At 69.7% G+C, this 17,307-nt stretch carries 12 protein-coding genes and 1 tRNA gene; 7 read left to right on the top strand and 6 right to left on the bottom strand.

All coding sequences use genetic code 11. The features are described from left to right. Window positions 1-25 precede the first annotated feature (25 nt). From NYZ98_RS16250 to NYZ98_RS16265, 4 genes are all read right to left on the bottom strand, one after another. Window positions 26-4,054 (bottom strand): nSTAND1 domain-containing NTPase, encoded by a 4,029-nt coding sequence (locus NYZ98_RS16250; protein ID WP_262843619.1) that lies wholly within the window; start codon window positions 4,052-4,054, stop codon window positions 26-28. Between the two features lie 96 nt (window positions 4,055-4,150). Continuing rightward, entirely contained in the window at window positions 4,151-5,374 is a 1,224-nt protein-coding gene (locus tag NYZ98_RS16255; protein WP_262843620.1) for a hypothetical protein, read from the bottom strand. 78 nt (window positions 5,375-5,452) lie between these two features. Further along, the gene (locus NYZ98_RS16260; RefSeq protein ID WP_262843621.1) at window positions 5,453-5,974 is read right to left on the bottom strand and encodes a hypothetical protein; all 522 of its coding nucleotides are present in this window, start codon (window positions 5,972-5,974) and stop codon (window positions 5,453-5,455) included. 394 nt (window positions 5,975-6,368) lie between these two features. After that, window positions 6,369-8,048 (bottom strand): hypothetical protein, encoded by a 1,680-nt coding sequence (locus NYZ98_RS16265; RefSeq protein WP_262843622.1) that lies wholly within the window; start codon window positions 8,046-8,048, stop codon window positions 6,369-6,371. Between the two features lie 262 nt (window positions 8,049-8,310). Here NYZ98_RS16265 and NYZ98_RS16270 point away from each other — a divergent pair, with 262 nt between their 5' ends. The 5 genes from NYZ98_RS16270 to NYZ98_RS16290 all read left to right on the top strand — a co-directional run bounded on the left by NYZ98_RS16270 (window position 8,311) and on the right by NYZ98_RS16290 (window position 13,231). Next, complete coding sequence (locus NYZ98_RS16270) at window positions 8,311-9,084, top strand: SMODS-associated NUDIX domain-containing protein (protein ID WP_262843623.1); 774 nt, start codon at window positions 8,311-8,313, stop codon at window positions 9,082-9,084. A gap of 1,023 nt (window positions 9,085-10,107) precedes the next feature. Next, complete coding sequence (locus NYZ98_RS16275; protein WP_262843624.1) at window positions 10,108-10,776, top strand: DUF6879 family protein; 669 nt, start codon at window positions 10,108-10,110, stop codon at window positions 10,774-10,776. A gap of 43 nt (window positions 10,777-10,819) precedes the next feature. After that, the gene (locus NYZ98_RS16280) at window positions 10,820-11,473 is read left to right on the top strand and encodes a hypothetical protein (protein WP_262843625.1); all 654 of its coding nucleotides are present in this window, start codon (window positions 10,820-10,822) and stop codon (window positions 11,471-11,473) included. After that, window positions 11,446-12,048, top strand: a complete 603-nt coding sequence (locus NYZ98_RS16285; RefSeq protein ID WP_262843626.1) for a hypothetical protein — start codon at window positions 11,446-11,448, stop codon at window positions 12,046-12,048. Before NYZ98_RS16280 ends, NYZ98_RS16285 begins: the two co-directional genes overlap by 28 nt. A gap of 208 nt (window positions 12,049-12,256) precedes the next feature. Further along, the gene (locus tag NYZ98_RS16290; RefSeq protein WP_262843627.1) at window positions 12,257-13,231 is read left to right on the top strand and encodes a threonine ammonia-lyase; all 975 of its coding nucleotides are present in this window, start codon (window positions 12,257-12,259) and stop codon (window positions 13,229-13,231) included. A gap of 158 nt (window positions 13,232-13,389) precedes the next feature. Here NYZ98_RS16290 and NYZ98_RS16295 read toward each other — a convergent pair. Continuing rightward, window positions 13,390-13,466, bottom strand: a tRNA-Lys gene (locus tag NYZ98_RS16295). 95 nt (window positions 13,467-13,561) lie between these two features. Here NYZ98_RS16295 and NYZ98_RS16300 point away from each other — a divergent pair. Further along, a complete protein-coding gene (locus tag NYZ98_RS16300) occupies window positions 13,562-14,428 on the top strand; it encodes an AAA family ATPase (protein ID WP_262843628.1) in 867 nt (288 codons plus the stop codon). Between the two features lie 127 nt (window positions 14,429-14,555). After that, complete coding sequence (locus tag NYZ98_RS16305; RefSeq protein WP_262843629.1) at window positions 14,556-15,941, top strand: vWA domain-containing protein; 1,386 nt, start codon at window positions 14,556-14,558, stop codon at window positions 15,939-15,941. On the opposite strand, the gene NYZ98_RS16310 is transcribed toward NYZ98_RS16305, so the two are convergent. Further along, window positions 15,922-17,181 carry a cytochrome P450 gene (locus NYZ98_RS16310; RefSeq protein ID WP_262843630.1) on the bottom strand — a complete coding sequence of 420 codons (1,260 nt, stop codon included), beginning with the start codon at window positions 17,179-17,181 and terminating at the stop codon, window positions 15,922-15,924. The genes NYZ98_RS16305 and NYZ98_RS16310 overlap by 20 nt on opposite strands. Between the last annotated feature and the right edge of the window lie 126 nt (window positions 17,182-17,307).

Here is a 17,307-nt window from a genome sequence, read left to right on the forward strand (position 1 = left end):
CTCGGCACGGAGGACGCCCACGACCCTATGACCTTCGCGGTCCCCCGCACGGCGGCCGATAGGGCGTGTCCGGTACGTAGCGGGCCCACTGTTCGGGCGTGATGACGTCACCGATGCTCGCGCAGAGCCGGTCCGGCGTGGTCCGCGGCCGGGTCGTCCACACGTCCAGCGTGTCGCTCGTCGTCGCGAGGAGCGCTCCGTTGGAGCTGTAGGACAGGTCCTGCGGGGAGAGGGTCAGCGCGTAGGCGAAGGCCGCCTGGAAGATGGGGACGCGCGGGTCGCTGACGTCCCACAGCTCGATGTGACCGGGCATGCTCGACGGGAAACCGTTGACGTCCCCCGAACTGGACCACGCGAGCGTGCGGCCGTCGGGACTGAAGGTGACACCGCCGCCGGACCCCACCGTCCGCACCGTGACCGGTTCCTCCTCGAGACGGCCGGCGCCGACCCGCCACAGGCGGGTGGTGTCCTCGCTGTCGGTGACGGCGAGCAGGCGCCCGTCGGGACGGAAGGCCGGCTTGGAGACGACCGACCCGGCGGTGAGCCGCCGGGACGGCAGCGTGACCGGGTGCCCGGGATCGGACACGTCCCACAGCGGCAACATGTCCGCGCCACCGGCGGCCAGCAGGCGGCTGTCCGGGGAGAACGCCAGGTTGAAGGCCTGGCCGATCAGGTTGACGAGCCGCCTCGGGTGGGCGGGGTCCCTGACGTCGTACAACTTCACCGAATCAGGGGCGTGCGCCTGACCGTCGCCGAGGCCGTCCGCCACGGCCAGCGTCCGGCCGTCGGGACTGTAGGCCAGGGCCCGCGCCGCGATGTCCAGATCGCGGATGGTCGCCACCGGGGGCGCGCCGGGCCGTACCGTGCTCCGCAACCGGACGACGAAACGGTCGCCGGGGTCCATCTCGCTGGTGGCCAGGACGAGACCGTCGGGGCTGAACGCGGCGCCGGAGATGGCAGGGTGGCCGCTTCCGGGCAGGTTCGCCACCTTGCCCGGCGCCGTCGGACCGCCGAAGTCCCACAGCGCCCCGTCGGTCGAGCCCTCCGTCACCAGCATCCGCCGAGGCCCTGGACTGAACGCGGTGGTCACCGAGAAACCCGCGGGCGCCGAGCCCAGGCTGGCCAGCGCGCCGACCCGGTACGGGTTGCCGACGTCCCACTCGCGCACGCCCCTGTCGGTGGCGTGCCGCAGCAGGTGTCCCGCCGGGGCGTACACCGCGGGGCCGTCGCCGGGGGCGGGCAGGTCGTTGACGCGGACGATCACGTTGGAGCGAGGGGGGTCGGCGGTCTGCCACAACTGCAGGTCGGTACCGCACACCGTGGCCAGGTCATGCCCGTCCGGGCTGAACGCGACCGAGACGAGCCGGTCGCCGCACGCCCCCGTCCCCCTCCGCAGGTCGTCCGCCGCCGCGAGCCTCGGGTGCGCGAGATCCCGGACGTCCCACCAGCGCAGCCCGCTGGTGTCGCCGTCACCCGGGCCCGCCAGCACGCGGCCGTCGGGGCTGAACGCGAGCCGATGCAGCGGCTCGCGTGCCGGTTCCTCGCTGGTACGGCCGCCGTCGACGGTCGCCGAGGGGGAGGTCCGGCCTGGTTCGGCCAGGTTCCAGAGCCGCACCTTGCCGTCCGTGCCGGAGCCGGCGAGGACGCGGCCGGACGGCGCGAAGGCGAGCGAGCCGACCTGCCCGCCACGCCCGGTCAACCTGGGCAGGGAGCGCACCGTCCCCGAAGGGGGGACCTCCCACAGGCCGACGCCGCCACCGCCGGTGCCGAGGGCGAGCAGCCGCCCGTCGGGGCTGAACGCCAGCGAGGCGGCCACGAGCGGGCCCGCGCCAGGAAGGGCCCGTTCCCGGGGGCGCGCCGGATCGCCCACATCCCACACATGAACCACCGCCGCACCCTGCCCGTCCCCCGCACCCTGCCCGCTTCCCGCGCCCCGCCCGTCCGCCGCACCCTGCCCGCTTCCCGCACCCTGCCCGCTTCCGGCGACCCCTGCCGCCGTCCCGCCGCGCCCGTCTTCTGCCGCCGTCGCGCCTTGCCCTTGTTCCGACGCCGACGCGCCTTGCCCACCCCCTGCCGTCCCTGACGCCGTCCCGCTTCCTGGGGCCGTACCGGCGAGGGTTCGTCCGTCCGGGCTCAGTGCGACCGCGCCCGCCCCGGGCATGGCGATGCGTCCCTTCTCCCGGCCGTCGGCGCTCCACAGGACGAACGCCGATCCGGTGGACAGCGCCAGCGTCCTCCCGTCACGGCTCTGCGCGATGTCGATCACCCGGTCCTGCCCGTCGAACACCCCGGGGGTCTCCTGCGCGGCGAACAGCGAGGCGCCGTTGGCCTGGGGATCCATGCGGTAGGCGACCATGTTGAGCTGCTTGGCCAGGCCCGGCTGGCCACCCCGTACGGCGGCGGCCTCCTCCGCGACCAATCTCGCCACGGCACTGTTGCGCTGCGCCGTCGCCTGCCGCTGGAAGGTGTTCGCCGCCACGGCCGCCACCGACGCGGTGACGGCCAGCACGACCAGCGCGGCCACGGCCGCCCGCGCCAGCCGCCCGCGCCGCGCCGCCGCCTTCCCGGCCTGTTCGGCCGCCCGCGTGGAGGCCGTGAGGAATTCGAGCTCCAGCGGGGTGAGGTCCTGCGGCCGGGCCAGCAGCCTCTCCGCGGCGACCAGCCGCGTCCCCCGGTACAGGGCGCCGGGATCGGACCCGAGCTCCCGCCAGGCAGCGGCCGCCTCGGTGAGCCGGCGCTGCACGTGCAACAGCTCGCGCTCCTCCTCGATCCACACGCGGAACCTCGGCCAGGAGGCGATGAGCGCCTCGTGCGCGATCTCCACGGTGTCCTGGGCGAGCGTCAGCAGCCGGGCGCGGGCCAGGTGGTCCAGCACCAGGGCGGTATCGGGCGAGCCGTGCGGGTCCAGCTCGGCGCGGGCGGCGGGACGCCGGGTGTCCTGCGCCCGGTCACCGGGGCTGACCAGCCGCAACAGGATGCGTCTCGCCTGCTCGGCCTGCGCGGGCGACAGCGCCGTGTAGACCTGCTCGGCGGTGGCGGCGATCGCGCCGTGGACGCCGCCCGCGGCCTGGTAGCCCTCCAGGGTCAGCATCCGTCCCCGGCGTCGCCGCCAGGTCTCCAGCAGCGCGTGCGACATCAACGGCAGGCCGCCGGGCTCGTCCAGGACCTCTTCGATGATCTTCCCGGTGAGCGTGCGCTCGACGATGAACCCCCGCGCCATCGCCGGCTTGACGATCGCCTCGCGCAGCTCCTCCCCGTCCATCGGCCCCACCAGCAGGTTGGCCTCGCGCAGCGCCTCGGTGAGCCCGCGATGCTCGGCGCAGCGTCCGTAGAAGTCCGCACGGACGGCGGCGACCACCCGCGTCCGGCTGCCGGGCTCGCCCGCCGCCAGCAGCAGGTCGATGAACTCGGCCCGCTCGGCCGGGTCACGGCAGAGCGTGAACACCTCCTCGAACTGGTCGACCACGACCAGCGCGCTGTCGGTGGCCGACAACCGGGCGGCGTGGGTACGCGCGGGCCGGTCCCCCGGCGTCAGCACCCGCACGACGCTCAGCGGCTCGCCCAGCCGTCCCTCCCGTACGGCCGGCACCAGACCCGCGCGCAGGAGAGAGGACTTGCCGCTGCCGGAAGGCCCGAACACCGCTGCGAAACGCCGCTTCCTGGTGAGTTCGAGCAGTTCTTCCACCAGCCGCTCCCGGCCGAAGAACCGGTCGCTGTCCCGCGCCTCGTACTGGGCCAGGCCCAGATACGGCGCCTCGCCGTCGTCGTCCTCGCCGGCCGGGCGCAGCAGCGCCTCCCCGGCCACCTCGTGCCAGCGCCGCTCCCATTCGGTGAGGTCGCCGCCGCACGCCCGCACGTAGGCGAGCACGACCGGGAGCGACGCCAGCCGCTCACCCGCCGCGGCCTGCGACAGTGTGGTGACCGCGAACCCCGCCCGCTCGGCCATGTCGCGGTAGGTGAGGCCGCCGGCCTCCTGGCGCAGCGCCCGCAGGTCGTACGCGAAACGCTGGACCGGCCCGGCATCGGCGTCCAGCGGGCTCTCACGACGTCCCATCCGCAGATTGCGTCCCTCAGGCGACCGGACATCCGGCACGAAGCGGCGGCCTCCCCGTCAGGCCCGAAGCCCGTCCAGCGCCACATCACCCGGCGGTCAGCCTTTCAGCCATTCGATCACGCCGGCGGCGCTCGCGACGACCAGTTCCCCCGTTCCGGTATAGAGCGCGGAGGCTACACCGGCCCGCCGCGAGACCGTACGCCCAGCCTGGTCGACGATCTCCATGATCCCGGCGCCGGTCAGGGCGAAACGCCGGCCCGAAGGGTTGGCCGCCACCTCGACCTCCGCCGGGACCTCGCGGGCCCACACCTGGCGACCCGCCGGATCCACGCCGCGCAGGTCCGTGTGCGGCGTGCCGTCCCCGTCCAGCCGACGAGCCAGCAACACGGCGCCGTACCTGCCCGCCACACACTCCCCCACCTGCGGAAGCCCGGTAACAAGCGGCACCGACCGCCCACCCCCCAGCAGGCCCGACCTCTCACCGCCCAGCAGGCCCTCCCTCCCACCGCCCAGCAGGGCCCCCCGCCCATCACCCAGCAGGCCCTCCTTCCCACCGCCCAGCAAGGCCCCCCTGCCACCGCTCAGCAGGACCGCCCTCGGCCCCGCCAGCACGGCCGGTCCCCCCTCGCCCCCGTCGCAGGCCCCCCAGACACCGTCCACCCGCACACCGCGGCCGTCCGGACGCCACCCATGGCCGTCCCGCCGGAACCGCAGAACGGTCATGGCGGTGCCGCCATGCCTCCCGTACAGCGCGAGGGCCACCGAACGCGTGAGATCCTCCACCCACAGGACATCGGCGACACTCGGCACCTGAACGCGAAACCCCGCCCCATCGGTCCGCTCCACCCGAACAAGGTCTCCACGCCCATCACGCCCGCCTTCCGCGACGACGGTGTCCGAGGGCCCGCGCATGGCCAGCACCCGCCGTACCGGACCGCCGGTGCCCACCAGAGGCCGGACGCCGCCGCCCGACCGCAGCCACGCGGGCCCGGGCCGGCCGTCCTCGCCCGAGGTGGAGACGACCGCGTCCGGGCACCGGGCCGCGCACGTCACCTCGGCGTCCGTCCGATACGCCTCCCGATCCGCCCAGACCAGGCGTCCCGCCGAGGTGTAACCGCGGTACGACCCGGTGACCGGATCGGCGACGACGGCCCCGCCGGCGGAGGCCGCCAGAATCGTCGGCCGCGACCCGGCGAACAGCGCCGCACCGGCCGCGGCGCCCCCCGAGGACGACCCCGCAACCGGCCCCTCCGGACCACAACCACCCAACCCCAGCACCCCGACAACACACACCCCGAACACGACAACACGCGCGAACATCCCGACCCCCAACTACGTCACGACCCCCGCCGGGCCACCCCGCCCGGGCGGGGTGGCGCCGACGGTCGCCGATGATGGTCAGATGTTCCGGGTGTGCCCGGTGCACCTCGGGTCGGTGCCCGACTTGTCGAAGACGGCCTTGAACTCGGTGTACGCCTTCTTGCTCTTCGGCACGCGCACGCCGCTCGCCGGCACCGGGTTCCCGCCGTTCCTCGTCCCGCTGTTCAGCGTGGAACGCCCCTTGCGGATGTTGTCGGGCGAGATCCAGGTCCAGTAGATCGGGTCGTGCCCCCGCGCGTTGTCGTACTTGACGCGGACCTGGACGTTGTTCTTGTTGTGCACGCCGCTGCCCGCGATCGTCCAGGCGAACGACGTGAACACGTGGTACCTGCTGCTGTTGTGGTAGTACGCCGAGAAGTTGATCGAGGCGCCCCCCTTGCTGCAGGACCCGGACGACGACGACGCCCGCAGGGCCGCCGCGCTCCCCGGAAGCGCGGCGGCCCCCGCCGCCGGCATCCCCATCCCGACCAGACCGGCCAGCAGCCCCGCCGTCACCGCCACACCCGTACGCCGGATGATCGTGCCCGTCGATGTCGCCATCGTGGTCTCCTCGTCTCGTTCCCCCGATCCATCACCGGGGGTCTGCAACCAGGTCTAAAGCCCGAACCATTTGTTCAGCACCCCCCTCGACCACGCCGAACAATCCCTCACCCACCCGAAGGCCCTCTTGACCCGACCCGGCACGACGGCTCACGATCCCGGGATGCGCCTGCCCAGGCTGAAGCCCGAACACCGGCCCCACCGCTACGACGACGGCACCGTCCGCGTCGGAGAACTGGGTGAGCGGAACTCGACCGCTACAGGAGAAACCACACGTTGACACGGTGACCAGGCTGCCGGTGCGACTCACTCGCGTCCGCCTGCTCGCCGGTGGCAGCGGCAGATGGCAGCCAGCGTCACCTGGTCGAACTGAGGAACGACGCTTCGGGTCCGGTCAGCTGCGCCGACGACGACGTCCGGTCAGGGCTTCCAACTCGGACACGATCGCTTCCGCCTGCCAGCGGAGCAGGCCACGAACGAGAAAGTCACCGGAGGTGGCTGAGAGCCCGATGTCGGCCGTGTTGAGTAAACCCAATCTGCGGTCGTTATAAAGGACGATGTCCAAGATGTCGCGATAAGCAATGGCGGTCTTACTGGAGAACCGGTCCATCGCATCCAGGTCAACTATGTAGATGCGCTGGTCGCCTAGTGCGATGATGGCGGACCCAGGCGTAGATCCCGAAAGACGGCAGGGAGCCAGGCGGATGAAGGCTTCGTCCTCCTCGAACAAGCGCATCACGATCTCGACGAGGTTGTTCTTGTTGCCGAGCACGCGCTGCATGTAGACGAGTTGTACATCGAGCGCGCGGCTGATCAAGGCACGGTCACGCGGGATACCGACCGGGGCGGGGCTGGGGCGTCCATTTCCCGGATCTCCTGCTACCGGCTCAGCGGGCTCGGGTTCGATGGTGGCCCGAAGCGGTGGAGGAGACTGTGTTCCCAACAAACCGACCACCCGGAGATACTCCTGACCGGCGTACGCGGCGAGTTCGAAGAACCACTCTCGATCGTCGGCGACCTCATGCCGTCCGGCGAACAGCAAGCCACCGCCGACCAGGGAGAGTAGCGACTCAATGCGCCATTGATCTCCGCAGCCTTTGCCATCCGCCCATGACTGCCCCACTTCGTGAACGGCCTGGCTGACCGCGCCGTATCCCGTCACCGCGGTACTACCCGCCTCCTCAGGGGTGACGATCGCCCGGATGAGCGCGCTGCGATTCGAGGAGTGCGGCTTGACCTGCTCGACCCACCTGCGTGCCATCGCCAGCAGCAGATGCATCGGATCACGGGCGAGCGGTGCATCGTCGGAGAACCTGCCTAGGTCGATCAGCCGGAACTCTTCCAGGCGGCCGCGGCGAAGCAGGACATTGCCCGTGTTGAGGTCACCGTGAGCACATCCGCGCTGGATATAGAACTCCTTGTCGGCGCCCTTGAAGGACCGATCGGCGGTGAAGGCGAGTGGGTTCGGCAACCAGCTGAACGCGTCGCTATGCACCCAGTCCTCGTCGGGGGTCAGCGCGTTGGCGTCCGCCCATAGTGACAAACCACCCTGAGGAGCAAGCTTGGCGCCGAGCTGCTCGCGGATGTATTGACGGGCCGTTAGCACCCGGGCTGGGCGCTCTGCGCGGGGATTCCACTCCCTTAACACCGACTCGGTTATGACGCGACAGATTACCGCCGTGTCGTCCTCATCCAAGAAGGCGGCCAGCGGCCGCATCGTGAACAGGTCACCGCCGGCGATGTGCTGGCGAAGCATCCACCATCTCCCCACGGGCACGGGGTCACCGACCGGCTCCACGAGGTGGCTACGCCGGAACTCATCCGGCGACAGATTCAGCGCTCGTTTGGTCAGCCGCGCCTCTTGTGGACCATCCGGGAGAAATTTGATGATCAGCTGGCGATCGTCGCTCCCTCGCTCGAACCAGCGGAGTACACCGACGGGTGAACCACTGAGCCCGCCCTCCAGCCACCGCACTAGGGTGATGTCCGCGTCGTGGGAGTCGCACCAGTTGTCGAGTGCGGCGAGCACGTCGGCCGGCAGTTCTCCCCAACCGTTGCCGGACCGGTTACCCACGTTTCCGTCCTAGGGGAGAGAGGGAGATTGATAGCCGACGCAAGACTAATGCCCGACGGTCGTGGGGTGCCGGAAAAGGCCCCAGTCTTTCCCGATTGGTGGTGTTCCGGAATCTCTAGGTGTGCTCGGGACCGTTCCGGCATCGTGCGGGCGTCACCCTGCCACTCGGCGCCGAGACGGGCAACGGCGGTCTTGGCCAGGCGAGTGCGCTATGTCAAGCTGACGTTGCGCTCTATCATTCGACACGAGAGTCGGAGCATCGATGATCGCCGGTATTGTCTCCAGCCTCATCGCGAGCGTGCTAGCCGGGATCGGCGCCCTTGCCTGGCGCAACCGCAACCTCCTCGCCATCCTCACCGTGATCCTGGTGCCGATCGGGACCGTCCGGGTCTCACTGAGCGCCCTGCTACGGATCAAAGAGGGCGACCAATACGTGCTGTTGCACACGCCGTACACGCCGGGTTCGTATGGACCACCTGGCGGTGTCTTCAAATTTCACCACTTGGCGCAAGAAGACTTGGATCGTTTCTCATTCCGGGAGGAACGGCGTGCCTCCCACGCTGGCGTTATGCAACATGACCTGCGTGGTTTCATGCCCGCGCGCCGACTCGCGCCCTTCCTGCGCTGGTTCCACGGCGGATCCAACCGGGAATCGGCCATGGAATGCCTACGTCGCGAACTGCGTGAAGAACTCGCGGAGGTAGGCCACCCCGAGGTCGCGACCGGGGTCGAAACCATGGCCTTCCGGTTCGTCCGCAGGCTTTTGGAGCCGCCCCGCAGCGTGCCAGGCACGGACTACCGGCAGGTACGCATATTCGAGGTGTACGACCTGGAAGCCGCAGATGAGTCGGCCTTACGGCTGCGCAGCCGCCTGCTGGAACTCGCACGAACCCCAAGCGACCAACAGGTGATCCTCGCCGCGGGCCAGGACATCATCGGTGGGCGCTACGGCGAACTGTTCATCGGCCCGCAGTCGGCGTTCCTGTTCGGTACACGTCGCTATCGTCAAGACATCCCGCCGCTCACGAGCGCCTGAGTACGCCGGCCACCGAAGAACGGCCCCCTCCACCGTCTGCCCCAAGCTCGCTTGCTTGGTCCGGGAGTTAGGTACTTCGACCCTATCCACCGCTGTTGAGTAGCCTTACTCTCGAAACGAGACGGCATGGCGAGCTCCTAAGGTTCCGCGAGTCCCGGACTTCCAGGTCAGGACCGCCGGTGTCGATGGCGGTCCTGACCTATTTTGTCCACCCCTGGTCCCTTAGCTAGGTTTGACGAGCGAGAAGATTCCTGTCGCTAGGAGAAATTGTCTCCTTGGACGAAGAAGGCAATCCTCTCGCCAGGTCGGCGAGAGATTTCTCTCGAAGGCGAAGAGATATTCTTTCTTCATCACATAGGAGAGCAACAACGGGCGGCTTGTGCCGACTGAGTTCGGCAAATGATGTGCTCGATTACGCGCGTCCCATGGTCAACCTGTGGTTTGGAGCCACGAGACTTGGCAGCTCCGCCATCACCTTGGCCTCTCTCCCGCAGCACGCCTGATTCATCTCACCTGTAATCTTGCCTCTCCAAAAACCCTTCAAGATCCATAAGCGAGCACTCGGCGAGCACGAAAGGCACACCAAAGTGTTCCAGACACACGTCATAGGACCTCTTCGAGGCGGAGAGATCGATCTAGTAACGGGCCGCCGCCCGAGTCCATGGAGAATCTCGCGTCAGAACCGCTCTACACATCGCGACTCGAGGCGATGCGGCCGAAGGACGACGAGACTGAACCGATCCCTGAGGCCATCACAGTGAAGCAACTCATCGACCTGAGACCGTTACTCCTCGCTCGGCCCCGTCACGGAACGGTTGTCGTTCCTCGGACATCCCCCGTCCGTTCAAGTCAGGAAACCTTGGTGGACCGGCGGCAGCGGATTTCGAATGGATACCGGTCGTTCGAGAGAAAGGAGCTTTCCCGACCCACACGGTTTGGGACCGTGAGATCACGCCGAACACCCGGAATCAATCTTCCATAGTTACGTTCCGCCCTATTTCAACATATCTAAAAAGAGGACCTGTGGAGTTCGTCCGGAATGTCTTTGACCGCGTACGGCATGCCGAGGCATGGACCCTGTCCGTCGACGCCTACCAGACCGCGTTCGCCGAGGATTTCGAACGGGCGACCGCCGTGTGGAAACTCGAACGCGCCCAGGAGTTCTACGAACCCGACGTGGCGAGCTGGCGGGCGCTGATGGCCGGCGACTGGGAGGAGTCCCTCGCCCTTCTCGCGGCGACGGGACCGATCCTGGCCGAGTTCTACCGCAACCGGCCCGGGGTCCGCCGGATCCGTATCGTGGACAGTCCTCCGACCGCGTACCTGCAGTGGGAGATGCACGTGCTGGCCGTGCGCGCGGCGGCGGGCGAGCATCCTCGCGTGCTTCCCACCGGCGCCGTACGGGAGTTCGAGCACACCGCGCCGCTTCCCGAGCTCGTCTCGCTCGGCCCCTCGCTGCTCTACGAGGTGCTCTACGACGAGGTCGGCGGCCATCTCGGCGGCCGGCGGATCACCGATCCGGACGTCACCGGCCCCAGCCGGGCCGCGATCCAGGAGCTCTACGACCAGGGTGAGGAGCTGATGTCCTACTTCGACCGGGAAATCGCCCCGCTACCGCCACCGGATATCTCCTCCGCGACCAGCCATCCCCTGCCGGACCATTCCCACCACACAGGGACGTTCCACCCCTGAACGACACGGCCGGCGCACGCTTCACGCGTCTGGAGGTCAGGCAATGAGCGAGAACACGGGACAGGCGCCCACCGGTACCCCCGTCCGCCTGCGTGACCTCGGATTCCGGCAGGACGGGCCGGAGTGGATCGTCGGGCGCGTCGACGGGGAGGAGTTCGTCTCCGTCCCGAACGAGGGCATGCGGGCCATCCGGCTCCTCCAGGACGGCGCCACGGTCGAGGAGGCCGAACGGCGAATGCGCGCGGAGACCGGCGCCGACCTCGACGTCCACGACTTCGTACGGACGCTGGGCGAACTCGGGCTGGTGGACACCGTCGGCGGACGCGCCCTGCCCGGCAGGCCACAGCGGACGCCGACCTTCCCCTGGCTGCGGGCCCGGCACGTGCGATGGACGCTGAGCCCGCTGCTCCACGTGGCGGTCGCCCTGGTGGTCGCGGCTGGGATCGCGATGGCCGTGACGCGGCCGGAGACGGTGCCGGGCTGGCGGGATCTGCTGTGGAGCGAGCACGGCACCCTGGTTCTCCTCTCCCAGGTCGCCGTCGGCTGGACGCTCATCCTCCTGCATGAGCTGGCCCATCTGTCCACGGCCAGGGCCGCAGGCGTGCCGGGCAGGATCCGGCTCGGTACCCGGCTGCAGTTCCTGGCCGTCCAGACCGAGGTGTCCGGCGTGTGGCTGGCCGGACGGCGGATCCGCTGACGGTCTACCTCGCCGGAATGGCCATGGACGCGGTGTCCTGCTCGGCCGCCCTCGTCCTGAGCGCCGTCCTCGGCGGCCACCCCGTGCTGTCCCTGATCGCGCTGACCTCGATCACCATGCTCGCCACCCAGTTCCTGGTGTTCATGCGCACCGACGTCTACTTCCTGCTCCAGGATCTGACCGGCTGCCGCAACATGTACCGCGACGCCTCCGCGTACTTCCGTCACCTGGCGCTCCGGGCACTGGCCCGCCCCTCCCGCGACCCACTCGCCGCGCTGCCCCGCCGCGAACGCCGCAGCCTGCGCGGCTACACGGTGCTCCTGGTCGCGGGTACGACGGCCTGCCTGGGCGTGGCGTTCACGGTGACACTTCCGGCGACGCTCACCCTGCTCGCCCAAGCGACGACCGCACTCACCTCCCCAACGGACCCCCTCGCCACCCTGGACGCCGCCACCGTGATCCTCTCGATCGCGGCCTTCCAGGCCCTGTGGGCCCACACCTGGTGGCGCCGCCACGCCCCCCGGCTCCGGCGGGCCCGCCTTCGTCGGGGAGCAACGCAGAGCGGCCGAAAATGACCGTGGGCACCCTCTGGAATGCCGGCGAGCCCCGACCGCCAAGAGCGCGGCCTCGATGCCGTAATGGTTGAGCTGTACAAGGTCATGACATCAGACTCGGCTGTGAGTCGCGCAAGCTGCCGGACGGCTTCACCATTCATGGAGGGACACGACCGCGCAGCTCAGCGGACACACCTATTTCAAATGGTGGCGATACTAGGAGCGGCTCATGGCGCTTGCGACCCTTGACGACATTCTTGAGGCACGCAGGAGGATCCACGGGATCACGGTGCGTACACCGCTACTGCCCTGTCCGTGGGCCTCGGACGGTGAGCGGTCTCTCTTTCTGAAGCCCGAGAACCTGCAGCTCGCCGGTGCTTTCAAGATCCGCGGTGCCTATAACCGTATGTCTGCTCTGTCGCAACGGGAACGTGCCCGGGGGGTCATCGCCCAGTCCAGCGGCAATCACGGACAGGCGCTGGCCTACGCAGCGCGGATCCTGGGAGTCAAAGCGGTGGTGGTCATGCCGGACACAGCCGCGAGAGTGAAGATCGAGGCCACCCGTGCGCAGGGAGCCGAGGTACTGCTGGTACCGCCTGAAGATCGTGAGAAGGTGACCGGCCGGCTGGCCGAGGAACAGGGGTACGTCGTGGTGTCCCCGTTCGATGATCCCCATATCATCGCAGGTCAGGGTACTGTCGGCCTGGAGATCTGTGAGGACGCGACGGCGCTGGGACTGGAGTTGGACACGGTGCTGGTGCCGGTCAGCGGTGGCGGTTTGATCTCCGGTGTCGCGGCGGCGATGAAGCTCCAGAGGCCTGAGGTCCGGGTCATCGGGGTGGAGCCGGAGTTCGCGGCCGATGCCCGGGAGAGTTTCCACAGCGGACAGCGGGTCAGCTGGCCCGCTGCCGAAACCGGACGGACCATCGCCGATGGCCTGCGTATCAGCTCGGTGGGCGCACTGCCCTTCGAACACATCCAGGCTTATGTGGACGACATCATCACGGTCCGCGAAAGCGACATCCGGGCCACAGTGGCAGTGCTGGCCCGGGAGGGGCACCTGATCGCTGAGCCGTCCGGCGCCGTCGCGACGGCGGCCTACCTGTATCAGCCGGACGCCCTTCCGGCCGGCCGTGTGTACGCCTCCGTGGTCAGTGGCGGCAACATCGATCCCGCAATGCTGGTAGACCTGCTCACACAATGATCCACTCAGCGTGAGGCATCGCATCCGAGGTGAGGTTCGCGCTGGTACGGGCCGCATGGACCTACATCCACGTGTTCAACCGGACGTCCTCGCCGCCTGGCGACCGTGGCAAGCCGACAGGGCCGACAGCGACAAGTGCTGTCGGCCCTGATCAGATATGGTGCGCCGCCAGGGACTCGAACCCCGGACCCGCTGATTAAGAGTCAGCTGCTCTAACCAACTGAGCTAGCGGCGCGGAAGCAGCTCAAGATTAGCGCACCCTGTGGACCACTTCGCACCTATCGGGCACGCTAGACTAGAACAACATTCGGGTTACGGACGGGAGCACCGATGACGTCGTGGTTCACCTCGCCTGCCGATGCCGGGGAGCGGCTCGCGGCCGTGGGCTATCTCGCCGATGACGGCATCGCGACGTCGGTCTTCCTGGCCGCCGCGCTCGGCAAGCCGCTGCTCGCCGAGGGGCCGGCGGGTGTGGGCAAGACCCAGCTCGCCAAGGTCGTCGCGGCGGCGACCGGGGCCGAGCTGATCAGGCTCCAGTGCTACGAAGGGCTCGACGAGGCCCGCGCGCTGTACGAGTGGAACTACAAGAAGCAGCTGCTGCGGATCCAGGCCTCCGGCGACCAGGGGTGGGCCGAGACGCACGACGACATCTTCAGCGAGGAGTTCCTCCTGGAGCGCCCGCTGCTGAAGGCGATCAGGCGGACCGCGCCGACGGTGCTGCTGATCGACGAGATCGACAAGGCGGACGTCGAGGTCGAGGGCCTGCTGCTGGAGATCCTTTCCGACTACCAGGTGACGATCCCCGAGCTCGGCACGATCGTGGCGACGCGCAAGCCGTACGTGGTGCTGACCTCGAACGCGACCCGGGAGCTGTCGGAGGCGCTGAAGAGACGCTGTCTCTATCTCCACCTGGACTACCCGTCGCCGGAGCGGGAGCGGGACATCGTGCTCGCTCAGGTGCCGGGCATCGAGGCGTCGCTGGCCGAGCAGCTCGCCCGTACGGTCGCCACGCTGCGGGCGCTGGAGCTGAAGAAGTCGCCGTCGATCGCCGAGACCATCGACTGGGCCCACACGCTTCTCGCGCTCGGCCGCACCGAACTGGACGAGAGCACCACGACGGGGACGCTCGGGGTGGTGCTCAAGCACGCGTCCGACCAGACCAGGGCCATCAAGGAACTCGGCCTCCCGGCCAGATGACCGAGGGACATGATCCTCCGGCACGGTGACCGAGGAGCGGGGCCCTCCGGCGCGGTGGCCGGTCCCGGGCGGGGTCGGGTAAGTCGGCAGGTACGGAATCCGGGTAGGCCGGGGAGAGGGGGCGGGGGTGTCGTTGGTCGACAGGCATGTGGGGTTCGTGGACGCGCTGCGCAGGGCCGGGTTGCCGGTGTCGCTGGCCGAGGGGCTGGACGCGGCGCGCGCGCTCGCGGTGATCGAGCTGACCGAGCGGGAGACGCTCCGTGAGGCGTACGCGGCCACCATGGTCAAACGCCCGTCGTACCGTCCGGGCTTCGACACGCTCTTCGACCTGTGGTTCCCGCCCGTGACCAGCGCCCTGCGGGCACCCCGCGAGACCGGGACGGACGCGGACGAGCTGGACCTCGGCCAGGCGGACCTCGCCCGGCTGCGCGACCGGCTGGCGGAGCTGCTGCTCGGCGACGCGGGCGCGACGGGTGATCCGGCGTTCGCCGAGTTCGTCCGGGCGATGGTCGAGCGGTTCGGCCGGCAGCCCGCGGGCGCGGGGCGCCAGAACTGGTTCTCCTACTCGGTGATGCGCGCCCTGTCCCCCGGCACGCTGATGGCCAGGATGCTGGACGAGGTGCTGCGCGGCCAGGAGCGCGGCGGGCTGGCGGAGAAGGTGGCCCGCCGCCGGCTGACCGACAACATCACCGGTTTCGAGGACGCCGTGGCCTCGGACGTGCGCAGGAGGATCGCCGAGGACTCCGGCGTGGAGAAGATCGCGAGGTCGGTGGTGAAGCCGCCCGTCGACCAGATCGACTTCCTCCGGGTCACCAAGGCCGACCTCGCGGCGCTGCGGCGCGAGGTGTACCCGCTGGCGCGCCGCCTCGCCGCCCGGTTGACGATCAAGCACAGGCTGGGGCAGCGGGGGCGGCTGGACTTCCGGCGCACGGTCCGGGCCTCGCTGAGCACCGGCGGCGTGCCGATGGTCACGCACATGAGGCCGCGGCGCCCGCACAAGCCAGAACTGGTCGTGCTGTGCGACGCGAGCGACTCGGTGGCCACCTTCTCCCACTTCACGCTGCTGCTGACGTACGCCCTGAGGGAGCAGTTCACCAAGGTGCGGGCGTTCGCCTTCGTCGACACGGTGGACGAGATCACCCGGTTCTTCGCGCCGGGCACCGACGTGGTGGACGCGATCACCACGATGACCCGGGAGGCGGACATATCCCGCTTCGGCCGCAGCGACTACGGGCACTCCTTCGAGGGGTTCGCCGAGAAGTACGGCGACGCGATCGGCCCGAGGACCTCGCTGCTGATCCTCGGGGACGCCCGCTCGAACTACCAGCGTCCCGCGCTGGCCACGCTGAGGCGGCTCGCGGGCGAGGCACGGCACGCGTACTGGCTCAACCCGGAGCCCCACGCGCAGTGGGACACCGGCGACTCGATCGCGACCTCGTACGGCACCGTGGTCGAAATGCACGAATGCCGGAACGTCGCGCAACTGGCCGCCTTCATCGAGGATCTCGCGTAGCCGGTTCGGCCCGGGGCGCGACGCCGTCGAACGTGACGAGCAGGTGCTCGGGGCCGCGCAGGAGCGGGTTGGGGCGGTACGGGGGCGGGTCGGCCACCAGGCGGGGGTTCCGCAGGCGGCGGGCCAGTTCGGGGAGGGCGACCTGGGCCTCCAGCCGGGCCATGGGGGCGCCGAAGCAGTAGTGGATGCCACCGGCGAAGGCGAGGTGCTCGTTGTCCCGCCGCTCGGGGTCGAACCGGTCGGGATCGGGGAACCGGTCGGGGTCGCGGTCGCCGGCGGCCAGGACCAGCGAGATGGAGGCGCCCTCGGGGATCGTGGTGCCGGCGATCTCGATGTCGGCCAGGGCCCGTCGCCGCAGGGCCATGTGCACGGGCGGCTCGTAGCGCAGCAGCTCCTCGACCAGGGGGACGATCAGGCCGGGTTCGCGGCGCAGCCTGTCGAGCGTGGCGGGGTGGCGCAGCAGGGTCAGCACGCCGTTGGCGAGAAGGTTGACGGTGGTCTCGTGCCCGGCGACCAGCAGGAGCGACGCGGTGCCCAGCAGTTCCTCCCGCGACATCCTGCCTTCGGCGCCGTCGTCGGTGACCAGGGCGGACATCAGGTCGTCGCCCGGCCGCCGCAGGCACCGCCCGGCCAGCTCGTTCAGGTAGCCGCCCAGCTCGGTCTGGACGACGGCGCGCTGACGTTCCAGTTCGGCGGGGTTCGCCCTGGCCCTCGGGTCGATCGTCTCGACGAGCGCCGTGGCCCACCCTCGGAAGAGCGGCTCGTCCTCGCGGGGCACGCCCAGCAGCCGGCAGATCACCGTGACCGGGAGCGGGTAGGCGAAGTCCTCGACGATGTCGGCCCGGGTCCTGCCGTCGAAGGCGTCGACCAGCGAGGCGGCGATCTCGGCGACCTCGTCCCGCATGCGGTCGAGCCGGCCGGGCGCGCACGGCGGCCCGAAGTGCCGCATCGCCACCCGCCGCAGCCGGTCGTGCTCGGGCGGGTCGAGGTTGATGAAGGACGGCCGCACGCTCGGCCCGCCGTCCCCGCCCGTCTTGTGGCCGCCGCTCAGCTCTTCGACGCGGTCGGAGCTGACCCGAGGGTCGTGGAGCAGCGCGACGATCTCCCGGTAGGTGCTCACCACGTAGAAGCCGTCCGCGTGCCGCGCCACCGGTGTTTTGCGGAGTTCGGCGTACAGGGGGTAGGGGTCGGCGCGGTTGGCGTGGTCGAGGATCTGGTCGAAGACGCTGGTCGGTGCCATGACGACGCTCCCTGGGCATCGGAGTTCCCGTCGGCCGTGCCGAGGAGGGCACGACCTTTCACTGCGAACGATCACTGACGGCCGGTCGACCGCGGGCGATCACTGAAGGCTGGCCGACCGCGGACG

Source organism: Sphaerisporangium corydalis, assembly GCF_025506355.1.
Lineage (GTDB): Bacteria > Actinomycetota > Actinomycetes > Streptosporangiales > Streptosporangiaceae > Sphaerisporangium > Sphaerisporangium corydalis.

What these genes read in the sequence shown, in the direction of transcription:
- NYZ98_RS16255 (WP_262843620.1), bottom strand. Translation starts at nt 5,374, where the DNA reads ATGTTCGCGCGTGTTGTCGTGTTCGGGGTGTGTGTTGTCGGGGTGCTG.
- NYZ98_RS16250 (WP_262843619.1), bottom strand. Translation starts at nt 4,054, where the DNA reads ATGGGACGTCGTGAGAGCCCGCTGGACGCCGATGCCGGGCCGGTCCAG.
- NYZ98_RS16280 (WP_262843625.1), top strand. Translation starts at nt 10,820, where the DNA reads ATGAGCGAGAACACGGGACAGGCGCCCACCGGTACCCCCGTCCGCCTG.
- NYZ98_RS16260 (WP_262843621.1), bottom strand. Translation starts at nt 5,974, where the DNA reads ATGGCGACATCGACGGGCACGATCATCCGGCGTACGGGTGTGGCGGTG.
- NYZ98_RS16300 (WP_262843628.1), top strand. Translation starts at nt 13,562, where the DNA reads ATGACGTCGTGGTTCACCTCGCCTGCCGATGCCGGGGAGCGGCTCGCG.
- NYZ98_RS16270 (WP_262843623.1), top strand. Translation starts at nt 8,311, where the DNA reads ATGATCGCCGGTATTGTCTCCAGCCTCATCGCGAGCGTGCTAGCCGGG.
- NYZ98_RS16310 (WP_262843630.1), bottom strand. Translation starts at nt 17,181, where the DNA reads ATGGCACCGACCAGCGTCTTCGACCAGATCCTCGACCACGCCAACCGC.
- NYZ98_RS16290 (WP_262843627.1), top strand. Translation starts at nt 12,257, where the DNA reads ATGGCGCTTGCGACCCTTGACGACATTCTTGAGGCACGCAGGAGGATC.